Here is a 21,838-nt window from a genome sequence, read left to right on the forward strand (position 1 = left end):
CTTATGCATGACGGCGGCCGAAGGCCGGGCGCTTACGGTCGAATGACCAACCGGGAACCAGATACTGCATCGCCGTGGCGTCGTTACGCGCACCTGCCGGCAGAGATTTGTAGAGAGCATTGGCTTGATGCAGACGATCCCAATCCAGCTCGACGCCGAGGCCGGGCTTATCCGGTACGGCAATCTTGCCGTTGCGGATTTGCAGCGGCTCTTTGGTGAGGCGCTGATCGCCTTCCTGCCAAATCCAGTGGGTATCGATAGCCGTCGGTTTGCCCGGTGCGGCAGCGCCAACGTGGGTAAACATCGCCAGCGAAATATCGAAGTGGTTGTTAGAGTGGCAACCCCAGGTTAAGCCCCAGTCGTCGCACAGTTGCGCCACGCGCACCGCACCGCTCAGCGTCCAGAAGTGCGGATCGGCCAGCGGGATATCGACTGAGTTGAGCATCACCGCGTGATTCATCTCGCGCCAGTTGGTGGCAATCATATTGGTGGCGACCGGCAACCCGGTGGCACGGCGGAACTCCGCCATCACTTCACGGCCGGAATAGCCCTGTTCGGCACCGCATGGATCTTCAGCATAGGTCAGCACCTCGCCCATGCCTTTGCACAAGCCAATCGCTTCATCCAGCGTCCAGGCGCCGTTGGGATCAACGGTGATACGCGCATCCGGGAAACGCTTTTTCAGCGCGGCCGCGGATTCCATCTCCTGCTCGCCCGGCAATACGCCGCCTTTCAATTTGAAATCTTTGAAACCGTATTTGTCCTGTGCCGCTTCCGCCAGGCGCACCACCGCATCTGGCGTCAGTGCTTCCTGATGACGCAGGTGATACCAGTCATGGCTGGCACCTTCGCCGGTCAGGTAGGGCAAATCGGTTTTACGACGATCGCCGAGATAGAACAGATAACCGAGTACCGTCACTTCATCACGCTGCTGGCCCGGACCGAGCAATTCCGCAACCGGCACGCCGAGGCATTGGCCCAGCAAATCCAGCAGTGCCGCTTCCAGCGCAGCGACCGCGTTGACGCGCAGTTCGAAGGTCCAGGCACCTTTACCGAAGGTATCGAAATCCGCCGACTGATTGCCTTTGTGCACCTGCTGCACCAGGCGGTTCATGCGCGCCACCTGCTGGCCTTTGACCTGTGGAATCGCCTCCACCAGCGTTTGGTAGATCGTTTCGCCACCCGGCGCTTCACCGACGCCGGTATGGCCATCACTGTCGGTCAGTACCACAATGTTGCGGGTGAAGCAGGCGCTGTGCGCTCCACCAATGTTCAGCAACATGCTGTCGTAACCGGCAACCGGAATCACCTGCATATCGGTGATCACCGGGCTACTTTGCGTATTCATAGTTCGTCCTTATGCTCGGTGTTTCAGTTCAATACGTTTGATATCACCCGTGATGAACAGGAAGCTAAACGCAGCGACGAAGGCGTGGATCCCGACATAAATCAGCGCTCCTTCGAAAGAGCCAGAAGCGGCGATGATGTAACCAATAGCAATCGGCGTCACGATGCCGGAGAAGTTGCCGAACATGTTGAACAAGCCACCGCTCAATCCACTGATCTCTTTCGGTGCGGTATCCGCCATCACTGCCCAGCCCAGCGCACCAATACCTTTGCCGAAGAACGCCAGCGCCATAAACAGCACCACTACCCACTCAGTTTCGGTGTAGTTACACATCACCATGCTGATAGAGAGCAGCATGCCAACCACGATGGGAGTCTTACGTGCAACGTTCAGCGAACCAGTTTTGCGCATCAGGTAATCGGAAATCACGCCACCTAACACACCACCGAGGAAGCCACAGATGGCCGGAATCGAGGCGATCATGCCCGCTTTAAGAATCGACATGCCGCGCGCCTGCACCAGATAAACCGGGAACCAGGTAATAAAGAAGTAGGTCAGCGCGTTAACGCAATATTGTCCGAGATAGATACCCCACATCATGCGGGTCGAAAGCAGCTGTTTGATTTGATACCACTTCTCATCCCAGCTCACTTTGCGGTCGGCTTTTTTGGCATCCATGTTGATCAACGCGCCGCCCTGCTCCATGTACTCCAGCTCAGCTTTGTTCACACCCGGATGGTTGTTCGGATCGTGCATGAACTTGAGCCAGACGAAGCTGAGGATGATGCCCAGTCCGCCCATGAACCAGAACACGTGCGCCCAGCCCACTTCGGCCACCAGCCAGCCCATAATCGGGGCGAAGATCACCGTGGCGAAATACTGCGCCGAGTTGAAAATCGCGACGGCGGTGCCACGCTCCTGTGCCGGGAACCAGGCCGCGACAATACGGCTGTTACCCGGGAAGGAAGGCGCTTCTGCCAGGCCGACCATAAAGCGCAGCAGGAACAGTGAAACGACGATGCCGAAGCCACTGAACAGATCGACAAAGCCCTGCAGCAAGGTAAACAGCGACCAGAGGAAAATGCTCCAGAAGTAAACGCGTTTTGAGCCAAAGCGGTCGAGCAGCCAGCCGCCAGGTATTTGTCCAATAACGTAAGCCCATGAGAAGGCGGAGAAGATATAGCCCAGACCGACCGAATCGAGGCCGATATCTTTAGACATCGCGGAACCGGCAATCGAGATGGTTGCACGGTCACCGTAGTTGAATGATGTGACGATAAATAACATCACCACAATCCAGTAACGGGCGTTGGTGCGTTTTTGCACCGCTTCCGCTGTCTGGCTGAAACTATTCATGATGCACTCCTGAAATATAGCGAACGCTACATTCACTCTGACTGCATACACATCGCGTTGGGTATCAGAATGATGTCGGGTTAAACACGGCGATTGTTGTTATGGCAAAACGATGATGCGTCGTGACGAATAACCAAACGTTGAAGAACGAGAATCAGTATAGGAACAGCCCCACCACGAGGCATTGGAAGAACGCATGATGATGAACATTGATTCATGCTGATTTTATGGCAATTGCACATATCCCTGCGGCGTAGCTCACGGAACCTGATTTTTCACCCATAGATTGATTAAGAAGCAGCCAGCCAACGTGCGCTTTGTGAGTCTGTTCACTTGTATTTGGATAAACGAACCAAACTCAGGTAATAAAACCCCAAAAAGCCAGTCAGTTGCACAATGCGCAGGCCAATACCCCTGCATATACTGAGGCTGGCAAAAAATGATGACGTGACGGAAGCATTTACAACGCGCTGCCATGTACAGCGCGACGAACTGGAAGGTGAGCAATGAACCGACCGCTAACAGAGAAACCGCTTTATATAAAAGTACACGACGCCGACAACGTGGCGATCGTGGTGAATAATCAGGGTTTGCCTGCGGGTACCCGCTTTGAGGATGGCCTGCAGCTCACCGAACACGTGCCGCAGGGACATAAAGTGGCGCTGGTGGATATTCCTCAAAACGGCGTCATCCTGCGCTACGGCGAAGTGATTGGCACCGCCTTGCGCCCGATTGCGCAAGGGAGCTGGATTGAAGAATCTCTGGTGGCGCTACCCGAAGCGCCTCCGCTCAACAGTTTGCCACTGGCGAACAATGTGCCCCCCACTCTGCCACCGCTCGAAGGATACACCTTTGAGGGTTATCGCAACGCCGATGGCAGCGTAGGAACACGCAATCTGCTCGGTATCACCACCAGCGTGCACTGTGTCGCTGGCGTCGTGGATTACGTGGTGCAAATGATCGAGCGCGATCTGCTGCCACGCTATCCCAACGTTGATGGCGTAGTGGCACTGAATCATCTTTATGGCTGTGGTGTGGCGATCAATGCGCCCGCTGCGGTGGTGCCGATCCGCACTATCCATAACCTCGCGCTGAACCCCAATTTTGGGGGCGAAGTGATGATCGTCAGTCTCGGCTGCGAGAAGTTACAGCCGGAGCGTCTGCTGACCGGCACGCCAGATGTGCAGGCCATCTCGCTGGATGACAACGACATTGTGCGTTTACAGGATGAGCGTCATGTTGGCTTTGGCGCGATGGTGGATGAGATTCTTCAGGTCGCCGAACGCCATCTGAAAAAACTGAATTTGCGCCAGCGCGAGACCTGCCCGGCATCAGAACTGGTGATTGGCACGCAGTGCGGCGGCAGCGATGCATTTTCCGGCGTGACGGCCAATCCGGCAGTCGGCTTTGCTTCTGATTTGCTGGTACGCTGCGGCGCCACCGTGATGTTCTCCGAGGTCACCGAAGTGCGCGATGCAATACATCTGCTGACGCCGCGCGTGGTCGATGAAAATGTGGGTAAGCGCCTACTGGAAGAGATGGCGTGGTATGACGATTATCTTAGCCAGGGCCAAACCGACCGCAGCGCCAATCCCTCGCCGGGTAATAAGAAAGGCGGGCTGGCGAACGTGGTGGAGAAAGCGCTGGGATCGATTGCCAAATCAGGACGCAGTCCGATTGTAGAAGTGCTGTCACCCGGGCAGCGCCCGACTCAACGCGGTTTGATCTATGCAGCGACACCGGCCAGTGATTTTGTCTGCGGCACCCAGCAGATGGCGTCAGGTATTACCTTGCAGGTGTTTACTACTGGGCGCGGCACACCCTACGGTCTGGCTGCGATTCCGGTGATTAAGATGGCGACGCGCAATGCGCTGGCGGAGCGCTGGCACGATTTGATGGATATTAATGCAGGCACCATTGCGACGGGTGAAGAGAGTATCGAGCAGGTGGGCTGGCGGTTGTTTGAGTTGATACTGGAGATTGCCAGTGGTCGCAAACAAACCTGGTCTGATCGCTGGGGCATTCGCAATCAGCTGGCGGTGTTTAATCCGGCTCCGGTGACCTGAGTGCGATCTCACCCTCTCCCAACAAGGGAGAGGATGCAATCTGGCGCGCCTGAAACATCATCATCATATTTTCAGGCCGTTCAGATAGCCGCTTGCCAAAGACGAAGCGAAGGCAGAATTACAGCAGCTTACCCCAGCTCTCAACCCACGGCGTGGTCACTGACTCAGGCTCAGGATCTTCAGTGGCATCCACCAGCAGCACATCACCGATGCGTTTGGCACTTTGCTCCTGCAAGGTGGCATCAAAAGTTTTACCCGCGCCGCAGAAGTTCTCATAGCTGCTATCACCCAGTGCAATCACGCCGTAGCGAAGCTCTGGTTGATAACCCACTTCATCGCGTATCTGCACATACAAGCGGGCAATATTGTCCGGGAAGTCGCCCTGGCCGGTGGTGGAGGTGACAATCAGAATGACCTCCTTGCTGTAAGCCTGCCAATCCGCCAGTGACGCATCCTCAAAAACTTTCACTTCGTGGCCCTGCGCTTCCAGTACCGGCTGCGCTTCTTCCGCCACCAGCAATGCATTGCCGTAAACCGTACCTGTAAAAATGCCAATCTTTGCCATCTTGCCGCTCCTTTATTCTGTTGGCTTATCCTGGACTGCCTCGTCGGCAAACTCAACCCTGGGAACCTCAGGGATCTGATCCTGCCAGCCAAACTGTTCCAGCATGCCTTGCCAGACGCGATCGAGCCCGGCGCGAATCACCAGAGGTTCTCCGGTGACCGGATGCGTCAGACTCAGCGCACTGGCATGCAGCATCAATCGATTCATACCAAAGTGCTCTGCTGCCCCCCGATTCTGCCGCAAATCACCATGGGCGCTATCGCCAATAATCGGGTGGCGCAGATGCACCATATGGCGGCGAAGCTGATGTTTACGGCCGGTATGCGGCGACATCTCCACCAGGGTATAACGCGCGCTGTCGTAACGGCTGATCGCCACCGGCATTTCTACTTGCGCCAGTGAGCGATAATCAGTGACGGCAGGCTGCGCGGTACGTTCCTGAGTCGCGAACTTATCGGCAATCTTATCCAGCTCTTCGACCAGCGGGTAGTCGAGCGTCGCGCTGCCATCCAGCCAACCACGCACCACCGCATGATAGGTCTTCTGCATTTTATGCTGCTCGAACTGCTGTGACAGTAGATGCGCCACTTCGCTGGAGAGCGCCATTAACAGTACGCCGGAGGTGGGGCGATCGAGGCGATGCACGGTAAATACGTGCTGACCAATTTGATCGCGTACCGTTTGCATCACCACCACTTTTTCATCGCGATCGAGCCAACTACGATGCACCAGCCAGCCTGACGGTTTGTTGACGGCGACCAGCCATTCATCTTGATAAAGGATTTCCAGCATTAAGAGGTCGGGTCCTGAAAAAGCGCATCAAACTGGCCTAATGTCAGCAACAGGACCGCATGGCCGGGTGTGGTGGCAGGCAACGCCACTTCATAGTAAGGCATGACAGAGAAATTTTGCGGAAGCGGCACTCCGGCTTCGATTAACGCATGGAAACGTGGGATGAGTACCCACTGCAGCCACTCCAGCGGCTCCATGGTATTGAGGCAAAAAGGCTCGGTGCTGGCGAAGGCTGCCGGCTCAGGGGATTGCGTCTGCCAGTGGCCGTGTTCGCGCATCACCGCTTCGATCTGCTGCAGCTGTTGAATAATCATTTGCGACGACATACGCCACCTCCAGAGAAAAATTGGGCGGCAAGCATACCATTAGTCGTTCAACGTGCAAAAAAGGCATAAAAAAAGGGAGCACTGTGATTACAGTGCTCCCGGTTTCGTTCGCAGCATTCCCGCCACCGCTGTGCTCCCTGCTCATCCATGACAACTTGTCCTCTGCTTTCCATTGCCTGTCATCGTGACAGTTATCCTTAGCATCCTGGCCCACCACCATCCACGTGGCTCTCATTCTCCGTCCTGGAGGTGTCCCTGACTCAATCCTGAGTGTCCTGCTTCATCCTGAAGCCTTCCATGTGCCGTAAACTCCGTTACGTTCCTGCCTCCTGGCTGACATTCTCCTGAACGTCTCTTTATCCCCAGCATCCTGCCAGTGGTGACTATTCTGTCAGAAACCATCGTAATAACAAGTTAGTAAGACGCGTTAATAGATTTCTCACACTACTAATTTTAGGAGTGATGCCATAAGCTTATGATTCACAATATTTTTACATCTTTGTTTTCCGGATAGCTGCAAGATGATCTAGCGATCTCTCACACCTGATGTGAGAGATCTCTTACAAATCTAACCTGTGAAATCTGCTAATCAGGCTTTAACCGGTTGTAAATCATTAAGAAATGTCTGAATGCTTGCCGCCATCACCTGACGCTTTTTACTACCAGGCTGTTCCAGAATCACTTCACCGGAAAGATTACACAAAGCAATCACATCCTGCTCCGATTCAGTAGTGGCAATAAATAATGTTGGACTCTGTTTTAAGCGGCGCTTCATGACCAGATGGCCAATCAGATTCTCCTGCAAGCGGGTAAAGTCTGATTCGCTCCACACCTGTAACAACGTTATCGGCTGCTGTTGAAAGGTTGCGGTCATATCGCCGGCAAACTGCGAGGTGTAAAAAGCACTGATTTCCGATTGCAACTGAATATCCAGTGCCCGCTCGACGGCTTCCAGCGTGGCTGGCAAGGTGAAGGGCTGTGGTTGCCACAGCACACAATCATCCAGCGTGCTGACAATACAAGGGGATGGCACACCCAGCAGATCCGAACTGGCGGGCAGATGTCCAGCCTGCTGCTGCCAATGTTGCACATAACGGGCGGTAAACTCACGTAGGGCATCTGCGGTTTGCTGCATCATTCTTCTTCTCGCTTGTGATCGGTTACACTTAGCCACTTTGATGGAATTTAGTGGTAACCGATATGTCTTCTGAAAACCGCGATCAGGCGTTAAGCGGCCTGACGTTAGGTAAGCCCACGGCTTATGTTGATCGCTACGATAACACGCTGCTGCAATCGGTGCCGCGCAGCCTGAATCGCGAACCGCTGGGGCTCTACCCGGATAATCTGCCGTTCCAGGGCGCAGATATCTGGACGCTGTACGAACTCTCCTGGCTCAACAGCAAAGGCGTGCCGCAGGTGGCGGTAGGCGAAGTGGTACTGCGCGCGGACAGCGAAAACCTGATCGAGTCCAAGAGCTTTAAGCTCTATCTTAACAGTTTTAACCAGACGCGTTTCGCTGACTGGGGCGAAGTGCGCCAGACACTCGAGCGCGATTTGCGCGCCTGCGCCAATGGCGAGGTCAGCGTGGCGCTGTTCCGTCTGGGCGAAGTGGAAGGACAGCCGATCGGCCATTTCACTGGCGATGTCATTGACGAGCAGGATATCGAGATTCACGACTATGCTTTTAACGCCGATTATTTAGTGCAGGCTGCGGGCAGTGAAGTGGTGGAAGAAACGCTGGTGAGCCATTTGCTGAAATCCAACTGTCTGATCACCCATCAGCCCGATTGGGGCTCTGTGATGATTCGCTACAAAGGCCCACGTATTGATCGTGAAGCCCTGCTGCGTTACCTGATCTCATTCCGTCAGCACAATGAATTCCATGAACAGTGCGTTGAGCGCATTTTCAACGACATTCAACGCTTTTGCCGACCAGAAGCCCTCACTGTTTATGCACGTTATACGCGTCGTGGTGGACTGGATATTAATCCGTGGCGCAGCAACGTCCCCTTCTCTCCCGGGTTTTCGCGCCTGGTCCGTCAGTAACAGATTGCGAGACGCCTCGCAGGCCGCAGCACGGATGCGCGGTTCCACTTGAGCATTCACTGCGTACAACGTTACTCTGTCAAAGGCGCTAAGGTCTAAACCTGCGTCCCGAAGGATTTTCGTCACTGCGTTCAGCAAGTTAAGCGCAGCGTCACCCGCCACGCATTTGCGTGTAAAGGAGTTCTCTTGATTACACATATCAGCCCGCTTGGCTCAATGGATCTGCTCTCCCAGTTGGAAGTCGACATGCTGAAGCAAACGGCCAGCAGCGACCTTTACCAGCTTTTTCGCAACTGCTCACTCGCGGTGCTCAACTCCGGCAGCCAGACCGACAGTAGTCAGGAACTGCTCTCCCGTTTTGAAAATTTCGACATCAACGTGCTGCGCCGTGAGCGCGGCGTCAAACTCGAACTGATTAATCCTCCGGAAGAAGCCTTTGTTGATGGCCGTATTATCCGCTCATTGCAGGCCAACCTGTTTGCCGTGTTGCGCGATATTCTGTTTGTGAATGGCCAGCTTGAGCGCAGCGATCAGAAAAACGCTGATGATTCCGCTCACATCACGAATCAGGTGTTTTCGATTCTGCGTAACGCGCGTGCGCTGCACATTGGCGAATATCCCAACACCGTGGTGTGCTGGGGTGGTCACTCGATTAACGCGGTGGAGTATCAGTATTGCCGCAATGTCGGTACGCAAATGGGCCTGCGTGAACTCAACATCTGCACCGGCTGTGGGCCTGGCGTGATGGAAGCGCCGATGAAAGGTGCCGCGGTGGGTCATGCCCAGCAGCGCTATCATGACAGCCGTTTCATTGGTCTGACCGAACCGTCGATTATCGCGGCTGAGCCACCGAATCCGCTGGTGAATGAACTGATCATCATGCCGGATATCGAAAAACGCCTTGAAGCCTTCGTGCGTATTGCCCATGGCATCGTGATTTTCCCGGGTGGTGTTGGCACCGCAGAAGAGTTGCTGTATCTGTTGGGGATTCTGATGAATCCACACAACAGCGATCAGGTTCTGCCGCTGATTCTCACCGGCCCGAAAGAGAGCGCCGACTACTTCCGCGTTCTGGATGATTTCATTGTTAATACGCTGGGTGAAACCGCGCGTAAGCACTACAAGATCATCATTGATGATGCTGCTGAAGTGGCGCGTCTGATGAAGAAAGCGATGCCGCAGGTGAAAGAGTATCGTCGTGAAACTGGCGATGCTTATAGCTTTAACTGGTCAATCCGCATCGCGCCAGAGTTGCAGGTGCCGTTTGTTCCAACACACGAAAACATGGCCAATCTGAAACTGTTCCCGAACCAGCCTGCTGAGAAACTGGCCGCTGATTTGCGTCGCGCCTTCTCAGGTATCGTGGCAGGAAACGTGAAGGAAGTGGGCATCCGCGAAATTCGTGAAAAAGGTCCGTACAAACTGCACGGCGACGCCGACATCATGCATCGCATGGATGAACTGCTGCAGGGCTTCGTCGCCCAGCAGCGTATGAAGTTACCAGGCAGTGCCTACATCCCCTGCTACGAAATCATTAAATAACCCATCAGGAAGGCAGCCTGCGGGCTGCCATTATCACTATGTCGTTTCATCTTCTGATTATTGATGCGCTGAACCTGATCCGCCGTTTGCATGCCGTGCAAGGCACGCCCTGCCGCGAAGCCTGCGTTGCCGCGCTGCATCAGCTTTTAGGCCACACGCAACCGACGCACGTCGTGGCGGTATTCGATAGCCACGATCGCCACCCTGGCTGGCGGCATCAACTGCTGCCCGATTACAAAGCGGGCCGCCCACCGATGCCGGATGATTTGCAGATGGAGATGCCCGTTATCCAGCAGGCCTTTGAGGCTGTCGGCGTGCGTTGCTGGGTCGCCGATCTCGATGAAGCTGACGATCTCGCTGCCACGCTGGCGGTGAAAATGGCCGATGCCGGACATCAGGCAACTATCGTCTCCACCGACAAAGGTTATTGCCAGCTTTTAGCGCCGAATATCCGCATCCGTGATTATTTCCAGAAACGCTGGCTGGACGTGCCTTTCATCGAGCACGAGTTTGGCGTCACGCCCGCACAATTACCCGATTACTGGGGACTGTGCGGCATTAGCAGCAGCAAAATCCCCGGCGTTACCGGCATTGGCCCCAAAAGCGCCCGCGATTTACTCACGCAGTTCGGCACCCTTGAAGCTCTTTATCAGCAGTTCGATCAGGTTCCGGAAAAGTGGCAAAAGAAATTGCGCGACCACCAGCAGATAGCAGAGATTTGCCGCCAGGTCTCAACGTTAAAACGCGATTTGGTTCTGCAGGGGAATTTAAATACGTTGCGGTATAAGGCTTGAATAGCGGTTGCAGCACCCTCTGCCACATAAACCCGCGAATCTATTGATAGGTGATAGGTAATAGGTGATAGGTGATAGGTGATAGGTGATAGGTGATAGGTGATAGGTGATAGGTGATAGGTGATAGGTGCAAAAAATTGCACTGCGACGAACTTAACCCGAGAGATCCTGCGAAATAATTTGTACTACAGCAAGGCGGCAAGTGCGTGAGTCCCCGGGAGCATACGCCAGTATGTGACCGGGGCGAACAAGCGCAGCCAACGCCGCTGTAGTGCAAAGTATGAAGCAGGATCGGCAAGTTTATTAAGTCCCCAGAGACATACATCAGTATGTGACTGGGGCGTATAAACGTAGCCAACGCACCTGTGGCGCGAAGTATGACGGGAAATTTAGCGTTCGTCGCGACGGCCGCCCACAGCCGCCCAAAGCCGGCGCACATGTACAGTAATCTCTTCCCGATCGTGATACAGCTGGCGCGCCTGAATCTGGGCATTCACGCCCTTCTCTTTCAATGCCGCATCCATCATGGCCAGATTTTGCGTCACTTCTTCATAACGCTTTTTCATCGGCAGCTTGAGGTTGAAAATCGCCTCACGGCACCAGCCGTTGACCAGCCACTCCGTCATCAAACTGGCGACGCGAACGGGTTTCTCCACCATGTCACACACCAGCCAACTAATGTTATTGCGCGATGGGCGGTATTTGAAACCGTCTTCACGGCAGTGCGTGACTTGCCCGGTATCCATGAGGCTGGGCGCCATCGGGCCGTTATCTACGGCGTACACCCACATGCTGCGTTTAACCAGCTGATAGGTCCAGCCGCCAGGACACGCGCCAAGATCCACGGCATACATGCCGCTGCCCAGGCGCTCATCCCACTCATCGGCCGGGATGAAGACGTGAAACGCCTCTTCCAGCTTCAGCGTTGAACGGCTTGGCGCATCCGACGGGAACTTGAGGCGCGGGATGCCCATATAGAATGGTGAGTTGTTCTCTGGCAGCGAGTAACCGACATAGCAGGTACCCGGTGCAATAAAGAACACATGCACCACCGGGCGTTTCGGCGATTCGTAGTTGAGCAGGATTTTGCTCTCACGCAGGCTGGCGCGCAGCGGTACGGTTAACTTACGACAGAACCTGGTCAGTTCTTTCGCTTCATTGGTATCCGGCACTTCGACACGCAGCTCGCCGCCCTTCTCCACCACACCGGTTAGCATGCCGACAATCGGGGTAATACGATCTTCTGGCGGCAAATCGCGCAGCAGTTCACCCACCACCAGCATCTGACGGGCAAAAATCAGCTCGGCAAACGGCAGCGTTTGAATCAGCTTTTCGGCATCTTCCTGCTGATAGCACTCATAGAGCACGTAACCAGAATCATCTTTGACACGGGCAAAACCGTAAACTTCACGTTCAGCGGCTTTGGCGCTGATCTCTGCCGCACACTCTTTCTCAAAGCCAGGACGGCAATAGAGTAAAACTTTATTCATGGCGATCCGCCTTTCGTTTAAGACGCAATGCGCCAATCAACATCAAGAACCAGCCAATCAGGAAGAACAACCCTCCCACTGGCGTAACAAAAACCCAAAACTTCAAGTGCGACAACGCTAAACAATACAGGCTGCCACTGAACAACACGGTGCCAAGCGCCAGCGCAGCGCTGCTCCAGTAAAACCAGATATTGGCGCGACGCAGCATGGCTGCACCCAGACCGATCACCGCTAATGTGTGATAGGCCTGATATTCAAGACCGGTGTGGATCCACGCCATTTCGGCCGGGCCGAGCGATTTGCTCAGCACGTGTGCCCCAAAAGCACCAAAGGCCACCAGCAGAAATCCGCTGATGGCGGCAAACACAAACATGGCACGACTGGACATTCATTGTTCCTCAGGATGACACTGCACATCAATGTGCAGCACTCAACGCGTTAGTGATCGTAGCGAAAGCGGAATTTTTCTTGTTCAGCTGCGGCTTTTTCCAGGATCCACTGACGAAAGGCGGCTATTTTACCCAGTTCTGCCTGGCTGTCATGACAAACCAGATAAAAAGCATTTTTACTGACTAACACGTCATTAAATGGACAGACCAGCCGTCCAGCTTCAATTTCACTGTGCGCCATCACATTATTAGCCAGCGCCACGCCCTGGCCGTGAATCGCCGCCTGCAGCACCATCGCGCTATGGCTGAAGATCGGCCCCTGCTGCACATTAATGTGCTGCAATCCTAGCTGACGGATATAGGATTGCCAGTCGCGGCGCGAAGCATCATGCAGCAGCGTAAAGTGTGCCAGATCGGCGGGCGTTTTAAGCGGATGGTCGCCAGTCAGAAACATGGGCGAGCAGACCGGCAGCAAATATTCGGCATACAGTTTCTCAACGCGCAGACCCGGCCAGTTACCGCGCCCATAGAAAATCGCCACATCAACATCATCGGCCAGTTTCTCTTCATCACGGTCCACCGCCTGGATACGCACATCGATGCCCGGATAAGCCATATTAAAGCTGGAAAGACGGGGTACCAGCCATTGAATGGCAAAGCTGGGCAACAGACTGACGGTTAAAGCACCCTTCGCGCTGCGCGCCTGAAGTTTACGCGTCGCATCGTTGATAGCCGAGAAGATCTCTTTAATATCCAGATAGTAGCTTTGACCTTCTTCTGTCAGTAAAAGCGAACGATTCCTCCGTCGAAATAGCTTTAGACCGAGAAAATCTTCCAGAGATTTAATCTGGTGGCTAACAGCTGCCTGGGTGACAAACAGCTCTTCAGCGGCTTTTGTAAAGCTTAAATGGCGGGCTGCAGCATCGAAGACGCGTAAAGCATTAAGCGGTGGAAGGCGTTTAGACATGGTTTTCCATCAGCGGATTCACAAGGTAACAGTCCGACTTATACAAGGTCGTTACGTATTAGTTATTTTAATCCGAGACATTATAATTTGTCCGTTGAGGAAGCTCCAGCAAATACCTATAGTTGCCGCACTTCCTGAGCCGGAACGAAAAGATTTCTGGAAACGTGCGAGAGATCGCAGACTTTTGGAGAGCTTTTGGCTTGTGGTCGTGATGTTGTGTTTGCATTTTGATCTGACGATTGCAGATCAAGCTTTTAATTCCTGTAGATTTACCCTGTCTGTCCAAGTGATTTTATACAGCACCGCAAATTGCGGTGCTTTTTTTTGTCCTACACATCCCTGTGTACCCCTTTCGGGCCGTCACTGAAGCGACGTAAAAATTTCTCCGGGAAATTTTTGGCTTGCTGCTTACTGCCCCATCTCAACCATCTCTTTCACATCTGTACGATTGATCTGCTGCTCGTTGCCATTGGCATCTTTATAACTGATCATACCGGTTTCATCGTCAACTTTCGGTTTCCCGTCCGCTACAATGGTGCGACCATCATTGGTATGCATGACATAATTGCTGGAACAAGCAGCCAGGGTAAAGGCCATGGTACACACGGCCAGCACTGCGGCGAGTTTTTTCATCTTCTATCTCCTTGCAGATTGATTGCATTAAACCACCCGCAAGCGCTGACCAGAGGCAGCAAAAAGTGAAATCGACTGGTAAAGGTCGATTCGTTATGCGGGTTGCGGTTCAAACCTTGCAATAAATAGCATAACGCGCTTTTCCAGCTTTGCCAGCGAATCGGCCGGGTTTCAGCCTGGTCCTAAAATTGAATACAGTGGGTTTCGTATGACCATCTTCTCCCCAACCGCCTTCCGTGCGCAGTTTCCGGCATTAAGCGATGCGGGCGTTTATCTTGATAGCGCAGCCACTGCCCTGAAGCCTCAGGCTGTGATCGACGCCACATCGCAGTTCTATAGCTTGAGCGCAGGCACCGTGCATCGCAGCCAGTTCAAATCAGCACGCGACCTGACAGAGAAGTATGAACAGGCGCGCGGCCGAGTGGCCAAATGGCTGCACGCGAGCAATGAACGTCAGATTGTCTGGACGCGTGGCACCACGGAGGCCATCAATCTGGTGGCGCACAGCTGGCTGGCACCGCGCTTACAACCTGGCGATGAAATCGTAGTCAGCGAAGCCGAGCATCACGCCAATCTGGTGCCGTGGTTAAAGGTGGCACAAGCCGCAGGCGCGAAAGTGGTGAAATGGCCGATTGGCGCGGATCGTCTGCCCGATATTCGTCTACTGCCTGATTTGCTAAACGCACGCACTAAGCTGCTGGCGATTGGGCAGATGTCGAATGTCACCGGTGGCTGTCCGGATCTGGCACAGGCGATTACCCTGGCACATCATGTTGGCGCCAAAGTGATGGTAGATGGCGCACAGGGCGTGGTGCACGCGCCCCCCAACGTTCAGGCGCTGGACATCGACTTTTACGCCTTCTCCGCGCACAAGCTGTATGGACCAATGGGCATCGGTGCGCTGTACGGCAAAGCCGAGCTGCTGGAAGAGATGGATGCGTGGCAAGGCGGCGGCAAGATGTTAACGCACGTCGACTTTAATGGCTTCACGCAGCAGGCGGTACCGTGGCGATTTGAAGCCGGCACGCCCAATGTCGCGGGCGTGGTGGGCCTGAGCGCGGCGCTGGAATGGCTGTCGCATCACCACGCTGAAAAAGCAGAGATGTGGAGCCAGCAACTGGCCAGCCTCGCCGAAGAGCAATTAGGCGAGATTCCCGGCTTTCGCAGTTTCCGTTGTGGTAATGCCAGTCTGCTGGCGTTTGATATCGCGGACATTCATCACAGCGATATTGTCACGCTGCTGGCAGAGCAGGATATTGCGCTGCGCGCCGGACAGCACTGTGCACAGCCTTTAATGGCGGCACTGGGTGTCAGCGGCACCCTGCGCGTATCATTCGCCCCCTATAATAATTTGCAGGACGTGGATGCGCTGGTGCGCGCCATGCATCATGCCGTAGACCTATTGAGTGAATAACGTTATGACCACCCTGATCGGCCCACATCCGTTTGGCGATGTGATTACTGAAGCCAGCCTGACCGAAAAATTTTCCCATTTTCATCAGTGGGAAGATCGCTATCGCCAGCTGATCCAGCTCAGCCGCCAGCTGCCTGCTCTGGAAGATGACGTGAAGACGGCAGAGATTGAGCTGAGCGGTTGCGAAAATCGTGTCTGGCTGAGCAGCCAACGGCTACCCAACGGCAAACTGCACTTTTACGGCGACAGTGAAGGCCGCATCGTGCGCGGTTTGCTGGCGGTGCTGTTGACGGCGGTGGAAGGCAAAACGCCAGCCGATCTGTTAGCACAGGATCCGCTGGCGTTGTTTGATACTTTAGGCCTGCGTGCGCAGCTTAGCGCCTCACGCAGCAGTGGCTTAAAAGCGTTGGCGGATGCAGTGCAGCGCCACGCGCGCGCGCATCAAGCAGCCTGACGCGCCGCACGCGCGAGGAATTTCTTCAACGCGTGCGACACCGCGATAAACCCGAAAGTGGCGGTCACCATGGTGGCCGCACCGAAGCCCGCCGCACAATCCATACGCTTTGGGCCTTCAGCGGTACTTTTGGAAGTGCAGACACTGCCATCCAGCTGCGGATACACCAGCGCTTCCGTCGAAAACACACAATCAATGCCCAGCTTACCTTTGCTGTTTTTGATCACGCCAAAATCACTCTTCAGGCGCTCACGCAGTTTTGCCGCCAGCGGATCCTGAATGGTTTTGGCTAAATCGCTGACCTGAATCTGCGTCGGATCGATCTGCCCGCCCGCACCGCCAGTGGTGATCAACGGAATCTTGTTACGACGACACCAGGCAATCAGCGCGGCTTTCGGGCGCACACTGTCAATCGCATCAATCACGTAATCAAAACCGGCTGACAGCATTTCAGCGGTGTTATCCGGCGTGATGAAATCATCAATGCAGATCACTTCGCACTCAGGATTTATGGCGCGAATACGCTCCGCCATCACCTCGGTTTTCGCTTGTCCTACTTTTCCTTGCAGGGCGTGGATCTGGCGATTGGTGTTGGTAATGCAGACGTCGTCCATATCGATCAGCGTGATTTTACCAATCCCGGTGCGCGCTAACGCTTCGGCGGACCACGAACCGACACCGCCGATACCAATCACACAAAAATGGGCGTCGGCAAAACGCTGCAGCGCCTCTTCCCCATACAGACGTGCCGTACCGCCAAAACGTTGCCGCCAGGCATCGCTGACTACTTTCATATCAAACCTTTTGATGCGGTGCGCAGGAATACGCACCCTACAGAAACAGTGATGGACGCATTGGATCGCGAAGACTGGCGACCCATGGCAAATCAGCTGAATACTCCCGCTGATTTGCTGCAGGGAAGAATATCAATTCGCCCCGATAATCAGTGAACCATTATTGCCATTTTGCGGATTGCTGAACAGCGGCTGTCCTGCACCTGGCGCGGCTTTCAGCACCCAAACGCGGCCATAGTGATTATAAAATCCGGCAAGATGCGCAGCGTCTGGACCCACACCCTGATAGATGTCGAAGTGCTGACCTTTGATCGCCCCACCCACATCCAGTGCCACCATCAGGCGCATCTCATACTTGCCGTTAAATTTGCCCTTATCGTTCAACTGCGGCACTTCGGCTAACAGCGCCGTACCTGCGGGAATCAATGAACGATCGGATGCGACAGACGCTTTGGCAATCAAAGGCACTGCGCTGGCACCGCGCACCGGCACATACTCTTCTGGCTTAAAGAACACGAATGATTGGTTGGTCTCCAGCACGTCACGCACCTGCTCCGGCGTATGTTCCTGTGCCCACTGGCGAATCGCCTGCATCGACATATCTTCTCGCTTCACTTCACCACGATCGATCAGTTCTTTGCCGATGCTGTGATAGGCCCAGCCATTTTTGCCGCCGTAGCCAAAGAAGCGCAGCGGGCGACCGTCGCCGAAATCAACGTAGCCGCTCCCCTGCACGTCCATCATAAAGTTGTCGATCAGCGAGTTGCTCCAGGCAATCACGTAACGATCATCAAGTCCGCCACTATATATAGAAGCACGGCTCGGCAGCTTCTGACCGCGCGTGCGCGGTGGCATGCGATAAATGGGATACTGGAACTCACCCTGACGCGTGTAGCGTGCTTCCACCACAGGGGTGTAGTAGCCGGTAAACTGCACGTTACCGTAATTATCGGTGCCTTCCATCTGATAAGCATTAAGTCCAAACTGGCTCAACTGACGGGTATCGGCACCGGAGAGCAGCCAGTTCTGAATAGCGCTGTAAGTGCCGGTGTTGCGGCTGTATAAGCCGCTGGAGGCACTCTGAATCTGCTGAATCTGCACACCAAAATCTCTGCCATTCACCGGACGCCCTTTGGCATTCGGTTCATTGACCAGCCCAAGCGGTTGCTCCAGCTTGCCATCAATATATTGCTGACCACGGTCAGTCGGTTTAGAACTACAACCTGCTAACAGCGCGAGAAACGCGCCAGTAAGTGCATACTTCGCCCAATGTCCTTTCATCACTTTCTCTTTTTCTCGGTTGTTTGCACCGCGACGATAACAAAGGGGCAGAGAGAATGAAATCCGCCACGAGTTACCGCGCTCACATCTGTACAATTAATCGCCCAATGGCACTATTAATCACCAACTGGCTGTAAATTTAAGGCTTTAACACAAAAAGGGGTTGCATCGCCGCGCGTCGAGAGTATAGTGCGCATCCACGGACGCGGGGTGGAGCAGCCTGGTAGCTCGTCGGGCTCATAACCCGAAGGTCGTCGGTTCGAATCCGGCCCCCGCAACCAATTCTTCTTAAGTGAAGAGACAATTTGAAAGTCGTGTAACGCGTCAGACGGACGCGGGGTGGAGCAGCCTGGTAGCTCGTCGGGCTCATAACCCGAAGGTCGTCGGTTCGAATCCGGCCCCCGCAACCAATTGTCTTAAGAAGAATACAATGTGAAAAGTCGCTTAACGCGGCAGACGGACGCGGGGTGGAGCAGCCTGGTAGCTCGTCGGGCTCATAACCCGAAGGTCGTCGGTTCGAATCCGGCCCCCGCAACCAATTACAGATAAGCACCTTAACGGGTGTTTTTTTGTTTTTGGCTTCCGGTAAAAAAAGCGGCGCAGTGGCCGCCCTCCTCTCAGCGACGCGCCAGCACCGCACCTTTATCGAAATACGCCTTAATCCCATGCAGAATCGCCTCAGCCACCTGATGCTGATAACGCGGCGTGCGCAGCTTACGCTCCTCCTCCACATTACTGATAAACGCGGTCTCCACCAGAATCGACGGAATATCTGGGGCTTTAAGCACCGCAAACCCCGCCTGATCCACCGTGCGTTTATGCAGGTGATTAATATGGCCCATGCGCGATAACACCTCTTTGCCGAACTTCAGGCTGTCGCTGATAGTCTGCCGCTGCACCATGTCGAACATGGTGTGATCCAGATAGCGGTCACCGCTCATGCTCACCCCACCAATCAGATCCGATTCGTTCTGGGTTTGTGCCAGGAAGCGCGCGGCAGTTGAGGTTGCGCCGCTGGTCGAAAGGGCGAACACCGACGAACCACGCGCCGCACGGCTGGTAAAAGCATCGGCGTGAATCGAGACAAACAGATCGGCGCGCTGTTTACGTGCTTTCGCTACCCGCACGCGCAGCGGGATAAACACATCCTCGTTGCGCGTCATATACGCCTTCATGTTGCGCTCTTTGTCGATCAGCGCCTTCAGATAGCGACCAATCTTCAACACAATGTCTTTTTCGCGCGTTTTGTATTTGCCATGTGCGCCGGGATCTTCGCCACCGTGACCGGGATCGATCATGATGATGATCGGACGGTCGCGCCCCGCTTTGCCCGGCAAAGGTGCTTGCGCCGGTTGATCTCGCTCAAGATCGCCCTGGTTGTAATCGTTCAGTAACGCCAGTAGCGGATCCTCTTCCGGCGAGGGCTGGCTCGGATAGAGATCGACCACTAAGCGATGTTTGATGCCCGCAACCGGTGCCAGCGTGAAGATCTTCGGCGCCACGTTGCGTTTCAGTTCCAGCACCACCCGCACCGTGTTGGCATCAAACTGGCCAACTCGCGCATGTTTGATATAGGGATCGTCAACGCGCACCTGCTTATCCACCCCTCTCAGGACCGGATTGATATGCAGGTTATCGATGTCGATCACCAGACGATCGGGATTGCTCAACGTGAACTGTTTGTACTTGAGGGGGACGTTCGACTCCAGCGTCACTCGGGAGTAGGTTGACGAAGGCCAGATGCGCACCGCCACAATATGCTGACTGGCCGCCAGCCCGGTTCGCGTTACGCTTAATAGCATGAGCGCGCCCGCACCCTGTAATAATCGTCGTCGTGTAAATGCTTCGGACATGCCGCTCCAACTGCTGTGTAATGTCTAAAATATCGTCAATCGACGAGTGAAAGGCGAAAACTTTGCTTAGCAAGCCGTGTCATGTTTTGCCAGAAAAACCAGATAATGCAGGCTGTTAGCATGGGTTGCATCAGGAAAATCGTAAAGTAACGTCAGGCCCGGCGCTTGCATTAGCTGGCAAAAGAGCATAAAAATACACAAATTACGAATAAACATTCACAGAGGGTTTGCCGTGAAGGAACGTAGTACTGAACTGGTTCAGGGTTTTCGCCATACCGTTCCCTATATAAATGCCCACCGTGACAAGACCTTTGTCATTATGCTTGGCGGCGAAGCTATCGAGCATGAGAACTTTTCCAACATCGTTAACGACATTGGCTTGTTGCATAGTCTCGGCATTCGCCTGGTGGTTGTCTATGGTGCCAGACCGCAAATTGATGCCAGCATGGCGCAACAGCAGCTGGAACCGATTTACCACAAACACACGCGCGTAACCGATGCCCAATCACTGGAACTGGTGAAGCAGGCAGCAGGACGTTTGCAGCTGGATATCACCGCACGTCTGTCGATGAGCCTGAATAACACCCCGCTGCAGGGCGCGCACATCAACGTGGTAAGCGGTAACTTTATTATTGCCCAGCCGCTGGGCGTCGATGATGGCGTGGACTACTGCCACAGCGGCCGTATTCGTCGTATTGATGAAGAAGCCATCCATCGTCAGTTGGATAATGATGCCATTGTGCTGCTCGGCCCAGTCGCGGTGTCGGTGACCGGTGAAAGCTTTAACCTGACATCAGAAGAAGTGGCCACGCAGTTGGCGATTAAGCTGAAAGCCGAGAAAATGATTGGCTTCTGCTCTGAACAAGGCGTCACCAACCGCGAAGGTACCATTATCTCTGAGCTGTTCCCCAACGAAGCGCAGGCGCGTATCGATGAGATGGAGAACGACGGTGATTTCCTGTCGGGCACCGTGCGTTTCCTGCGTGGTGCGGTGAAAGCTTGCCGCAGCGGCGTGCGTCGTAGCCATCTGATTAGCTATCAGGAAGATGGCGCGCTGATTCAGGAGCTATTCTCCCGTGACGGTATTGGTACGCAGATCGTGATGGAGTCCGCTGAGCAGATTCGCCGCGCCACCATCAACGATATCGGCGGTATTCTCGAATTGATTCGCCCGCTGGAGCAGCAAGGCATTCTGGTGCGTCGTTCTCGCGAGCAGCTGGAAATGGAGATCGACAAGTTCACCATTATTCAGCGCGATAGCCTGACCATTGCCTGTGCCGCGCTCTATCCGTTCCCGGATGAGCAGATTGGTGAAATGGCCTGCGTGGCGGTGCATCCTGACTACCGCAGTTCCTCACGCGGCGAGTTGCTGCTGGAGCGCGTAGCCCTGCAGGCACGCCAGATGGGGTTGAAGAAGCTGTTTGTGCTGACCACCCGCAGTATTCACTGGTTCCAGGAACGCGGCTTTACGCCGGTGGATATTGAATCACTGCCGGAGAGTAAGAAGCAGATGTATAACTATCAGCGCCGTTCAAAAGTGTTGATGGCGGATTTGCGCTAACGGCGGGGAATGCCAGCTAGCGCGGTTAAAGGCAGCGTAGGGTAGGTTTCGCTAAACGGTCTGGAATTGCCCAACGTCTTAAACTGATAACGTTGTCAGGATGCGCATCCACGCGCATCCAATAAAACATCTGCATTGCCTGCGGTCGGTTTCTTTACCGACCTCAA

The 21,838-nt window shown here is 54.4% G+C and carries 20 protein-coding genes and 3 tRNA genes; 10 read left to right on the top strand and 13 right to left on the bottom strand.

Annotation, left to right across the window (positions count from 1 at the left end; genetic code table 11):
* Position 1: 1 nt before the first annotated feature.
* Together WFP70_RS17525 and WFP70_RS17530 are read right to left on the bottom strand one after the other, a co-directional pair.
* Positions 2–1,348: an enolase C-terminal domain-like protein gene (locus WFP70_RS17525; RefSeq protein WP_337023938.1), complete on the bottom strand. Its 1,347-nt coding sequence runs from the start codon at positions 1,346–1,348 to the stop codon at positions 2–4.
* Between the two features lie 9 nt (positions 1,349–1,357).
* Positions 1,358–2,704, bottom strand: coding sequence for an MFS transporter (locus tag WFP70_RS17530; RefSeq protein ID WP_058961512.1), 1,347 nt, complete (start codon positions 2,702–2,704; stop codon positions 1,358–1,360).
* A 506-nt stretch (positions 2,705–3,210) separates the two neighbouring features.
* Here WFP70_RS17530 and garD point away from each other — a divergent pair.
* Positions 3,211–4,770 (top strand): galactarate dehydratase, encoded by a 1,560-nt coding sequence (gene garD, locus WFP70_RS17535; protein WP_337023939.1) that lies wholly within the window; start codon positions 3,211–3,213, stop codon positions 4,768–4,770.
* A gap of 118 nt (positions 4,771–4,888) precedes the next feature.
* Here the strand turns inward: garD and WFP70_RS17540 are convergent, their stop codons facing one another.
* The 4 genes from WFP70_RS17540 to syd all read right to left on the bottom strand — a co-directional run bounded on the left by WFP70_RS17540 (position 4,889) and on the right by syd (position 7,591).
* Positions 4,889–5,335 (bottom strand): flavodoxin, encoded by a 447-nt coding sequence (locus WFP70_RS17540; protein WP_034823070.1) that lies wholly within the window; start codon positions 5,333–5,335, stop codon positions 4,889–4,891.
* Between the two features lie 12 nt (positions 5,336–5,347).
* The gene (gene truC, locus WFP70_RS17545) at positions 5,348–6,127 is read right to left on the bottom strand and encodes a tRNA pseudouridine(65) synthase TruC (RefSeq protein ID WP_337023940.1); all 780 of its coding nucleotides are present in this window, start codon (positions 6,125–6,127) and stop codon (positions 5,348–5,350) included.
* Positions 6,127–6,453 carry a YqcC family protein gene (locus WFP70_RS17550; protein WP_337023941.1) on the bottom strand — a complete coding sequence of 109 codons (327 nt, stop codon included), beginning with the start codon at positions 6,451–6,453 and terminating at the stop codon, positions 6,127–6,129. The genes truC and WFP70_RS17550 overlap by 1 nt, the downstream gene beginning before the upstream one ends.
* A 589-nt stretch (positions 6,454–7,042) precedes the next feature.
* Positions 7,043–7,591, bottom strand: a complete 549-nt coding sequence (gene syd, locus WFP70_RS17555; protein ID WP_337023942.1) for a SecY-interacting protein — start codon at positions 7,589–7,591, stop codon at positions 7,043–7,045.
* Between the two features lie 62 nt (positions 7,592–7,653).
* On the opposite strand from syd, the gene queF reads away from it, so the two are divergent.
* The 3 genes from queF (at position 7,654) to xni (ending at position 10,835) form a co-directional block, all read left to right on the top strand.
* Entirely contained in the window at positions 7,654–8,499 is an 846-nt protein-coding gene (gene queF, locus WFP70_RS17560) for an NADPH-dependent 7-cyano-7-deazaguanine reductase QueF (RefSeq protein ID WP_337023943.1), read from the top strand.
* Between the two features lie 186 nt (positions 8,500–8,685).
* Positions 8,686–10,041, top strand: a complete 1,356-nt coding sequence (ppnN, locus tag WFP70_RS17565) for a nucleotide 5'-monophosphate nucleosidase PpnN (protein ID WP_034823077.1) — start codon at positions 8,686–8,688, stop codon at positions 10,039–10,041.
* Positions 10,042–10,079: 38 nt separating this feature from the next.
* Positions 10,080–10,835, top strand: coding sequence for a flap endonuclease Xni (gene xni / locus WFP70_RS17570; RefSeq protein ID WP_337023944.1), 756 nt, complete (start codon positions 10,080–10,082; stop codon positions 10,833–10,835).
* Between the two features lie 389 nt (positions 10,836–11,224).
* Here xni and rlmM read toward each other — a convergent pair whose 3' ends face one another.
* From rlmM to WFP70_RS17590, 4 genes are all read right to left on the bottom strand, one after another.
* The gene (gene rlmM, locus WFP70_RS17575) at positions 11,225–12,325 is read right to left on the bottom strand and encodes a 23S rRNA (cytidine(2498)-2'-O)-methyltransferase RlmM (RefSeq protein WP_097117981.1); all 1,101 of its coding nucleotides are present in this window, start codon (positions 12,323–12,325) and stop codon (positions 11,225–11,227) included.
* Positions 12,318–12,713: a DUF423 domain-containing protein gene (locus WFP70_RS17580; RefSeq protein WP_034823080.1), complete on the bottom strand. Its 396-nt coding sequence runs from the start codon at positions 12,711–12,713 to the stop codon at positions 12,318–12,320. The genes rlmM and WFP70_RS17580 overlap by 8 nt, the downstream gene beginning before the upstream one ends.
* Before the next feature lie 50 nt (positions 12,714–12,763).
* Complete coding sequence (locus WFP70_RS17585; RefSeq protein ID WP_337023945.1) at positions 12,764–13,681, bottom strand: transcriptional regulator GcvA; 918 nt, start codon at positions 13,679–13,681, stop codon at positions 12,764–12,766.
* 408 nt (positions 13,682–14,089) lie between these two features.
* On the bottom strand, positions 14,090–14,314 hold the full coding sequence (locus WFP70_RS17590) for a YgdI/YgdR family lipoprotein (RefSeq protein ID WP_034823084.1): 225 nt from the start codon (positions 14,312–14,314) through the stop codon (positions 14,090–14,092).
* A 208-nt stretch (positions 14,315–14,522) separates the two neighbouring features.
* On the opposite strand from WFP70_RS17590, the gene csdA reads away from it, so the two are divergent.
* Together csdA and csdE are read left to right on the top strand one after the other, a co-directional pair.
* Complete coding sequence (csdA, locus tag WFP70_RS17595; protein ID WP_337023946.1) at positions 14,523–15,728, top strand: cysteine desulfurase CsdA; 1,206 nt, start codon at positions 14,523–14,525, stop codon at positions 15,726–15,728.
* A 4-nt stretch (positions 15,729–15,732) separates the two neighbouring features.
* Positions 15,733–16,182, top strand: coding sequence for a cysteine desulfurase sulfur acceptor subunit CsdE (csdE, locus tag WFP70_RS17600; protein ID WP_097117983.1), 450 nt, complete (start codon positions 15,733–15,735; stop codon positions 16,180–16,182).
* Here the strand turns inward: csdE and tcdA are convergent.
* Positions 16,170–16,976, bottom strand: coding sequence for a tRNA cyclic N6-threonylcarbamoyladenosine(37) synthase TcdA (gene tcdA, locus WFP70_RS17605; protein WP_160868328.1), 807 nt, complete (start codon positions 16,974–16,976; stop codon positions 16,170–16,172). The genes csdE and tcdA overlap by 13 nt on opposite strands.
* Positions 16,977–17,108: 132 nt before the next feature.
* Positions 17,109–18,257 (bottom strand): murein transglycosylase A, encoded by a 1,149-nt coding sequence (mltA, locus tag WFP70_RS17610; RefSeq protein WP_337023947.1) that lies wholly within the window; start codon positions 18,255–18,257, stop codon positions 17,109–17,111.
* 204 nt (positions 18,258–18,461) lie between these two features.
* On the opposite strand from mltA, the gene WFP70_RS17615 reads away from it, so the two are divergent.
* The 3 genes from WFP70_RS17615 (at position 18,462) to WFP70_RS17625 (ending at position 18,795) form a co-directional block, all read left to right on the top strand.
* Positions 18,462–18,538: transfer RNA gene (locus WFP70_RS17615), tRNA-Met, on the top strand.
* Between the two features lie 52 nt (positions 18,539–18,590).
* Positions 18,591–18,667, top strand: a tRNA-Met gene (locus tag WFP70_RS17620).
* A 51-nt stretch (positions 18,668–18,718) separates the two neighbouring features.
* Positions 18,719–18,795: transfer RNA gene (locus tag WFP70_RS17625), tRNA-Met, on the top strand.
* Between the two features lie 79 nt (positions 18,796–18,874).
* Here WFP70_RS17625 and amiC read toward each other — a convergent pair.
* Positions 18,875–20,110, bottom strand: coding sequence for an N-acetylmuramoyl-L-alanine amidase AmiC (gene amiC, locus WFP70_RS17630; RefSeq protein ID WP_160868327.1), 1,236 nt, complete (start codon positions 20,108–20,110; stop codon positions 18,875–18,877).
* A 232-nt stretch (positions 20,111–20,342) separates the two neighbouring features.
* Here amiC and argA point away from each other — a divergent pair, with 232 nt between their 5' ends.
* Positions 20,343–21,671 (top strand): amino-acid N-acetyltransferase, encoded by a 1,329-nt coding sequence (gene argA / locus WFP70_RS17635; protein ID WP_337023948.1) that lies wholly within the window; start codon positions 20,343–20,345, stop codon positions 21,669–21,671.
* Positions 21,672–21,838 lie beyond the last annotated feature (167 nt).

The sequence above is a fragment of the Pantoea sp. USMM079 genome (assembly GCF_037153115.1).
In the GTDB taxonomy this organism is placed as follows: domain Bacteria; phylum Pseudomonadota; class Gammaproteobacteria; order Enterobacterales; family Enterobacteriaceae; genus Pantoea; species Pantoea communis.

Excerpts from the sequence above, each read along its gene's own strand:
- WFP70_RS17540 (WP_034823070.1), bottom strand. The coding sequence starts at position 5,335 with ATGGCAAAGATTGGCATTTTTACAGGTACGGTTTACGGCAATGCATTG.
- tcdA (WP_160868328.1), bottom strand. The coding sequence starts at position 16,976 with ATGAAAGTAGTCAGCGATGCCTGGCGGCAACGTTTTGGCGGTACGGCA.
- csdA (WP_337023946.1), top strand. The coding sequence starts at position 14,523 with ATGACCATCTTCTCCCCAACCGCCTTCCGTGCGCAGTTTCCGGCATTA.
- rlmM (WP_097117981.1), bottom strand. The coding sequence starts at position 12,325 with ATGAATAAAGTTTTACTCTATTGCCGTCCTGGCTTTGAGAAAGAGTGT.
- mltA (WP_337023947.1), bottom strand. The coding sequence starts at position 18,257 with ATGAAAGGACATTGGGCGAAGTATGCACTTACTGGCGCGTTTCTCGCG.
- WFP70_RS17550 (WP_337023941.1), bottom strand. The coding sequence starts at position 6,453 with ATGTCGTCGCAAATGATTATTCAACAGCTGCAGCAGATCGAAGCGGTG.
- xni (WP_337023944.1), top strand. The coding sequence starts at position 10,080 with ATGTCGTTTCATCTTCTGATTATTGATGCGCTGAACCTGATCCGCCGT.
- WFP70_RS17530 (WP_058961512.1), bottom strand. The coding sequence starts at position 2,704 with ATGAATAGTTTCAGCCAGACAGCGGAAGCGGTGCAAAAACGCACCAAC.
- syd (WP_337023942.1), bottom strand. The coding sequence starts at position 7,591 with ATGATGCAGCAAACCGCAGATGCCCTACGTGAGTTTACCGCCCGTTAT.
- queF (WP_337023943.1), top strand. The coding sequence starts at position 7,654 with ATGTCTTCTGAAAACCGCGATCAGGCGTTAAGCGGCCTGACGTTAGGT.
- WFP70_RS17580 (WP_034823080.1), bottom strand. The coding sequence starts at position 12,713 with ATGTCCAGTCGTGCCATGTTTGTGTTTGCCGCCATCAGCGGATTTCTG.
- truC (WP_337023940.1), bottom strand. The coding sequence starts at position 6,127 with ATGCTGGAAATCCTTTATCAAGATGAATGGCTGGTCGCCGTCAACAAA.
- WFP70_RS17585 (WP_337023945.1), bottom strand. The coding sequence starts at position 13,681 with ATGTCTAAACGCCTTCCACCGCTTAATGCTTTACGCGTCTTCGATGCT.
- garD (WP_337023939.1), top strand. The coding sequence starts at position 3,211 with ATGAACCGACCGCTAACAGAGAAACCGCTTTATATAAAAGTACACGAC.
- amiC (WP_160868327.1), bottom strand. The coding sequence starts at position 20,110 with ATGTCCGAAGCATTTACACGACGACGATTATTACAGGGTGCGGGCGCG.
- WFP70_RS17590 (WP_034823084.1), bottom strand. The coding sequence starts at position 14,314 with ATGAAAAAACTCGCCGCAGTGCTGGCCGTGTGTACCATGGCCTTTACC.
- csdE (WP_097117983.1), top strand. The coding sequence starts at position 15,733 with ATGACCACCCTGATCGGCCCACATCCGTTTGGCGATGTGATTACTGAA.
- WFP70_RS17525 (WP_337023938.1), bottom strand. The coding sequence starts at position 1,348 with ATGAATACGCAAAGTAGCCCGGTGATCACCGATATGCAGGTGATTCCG.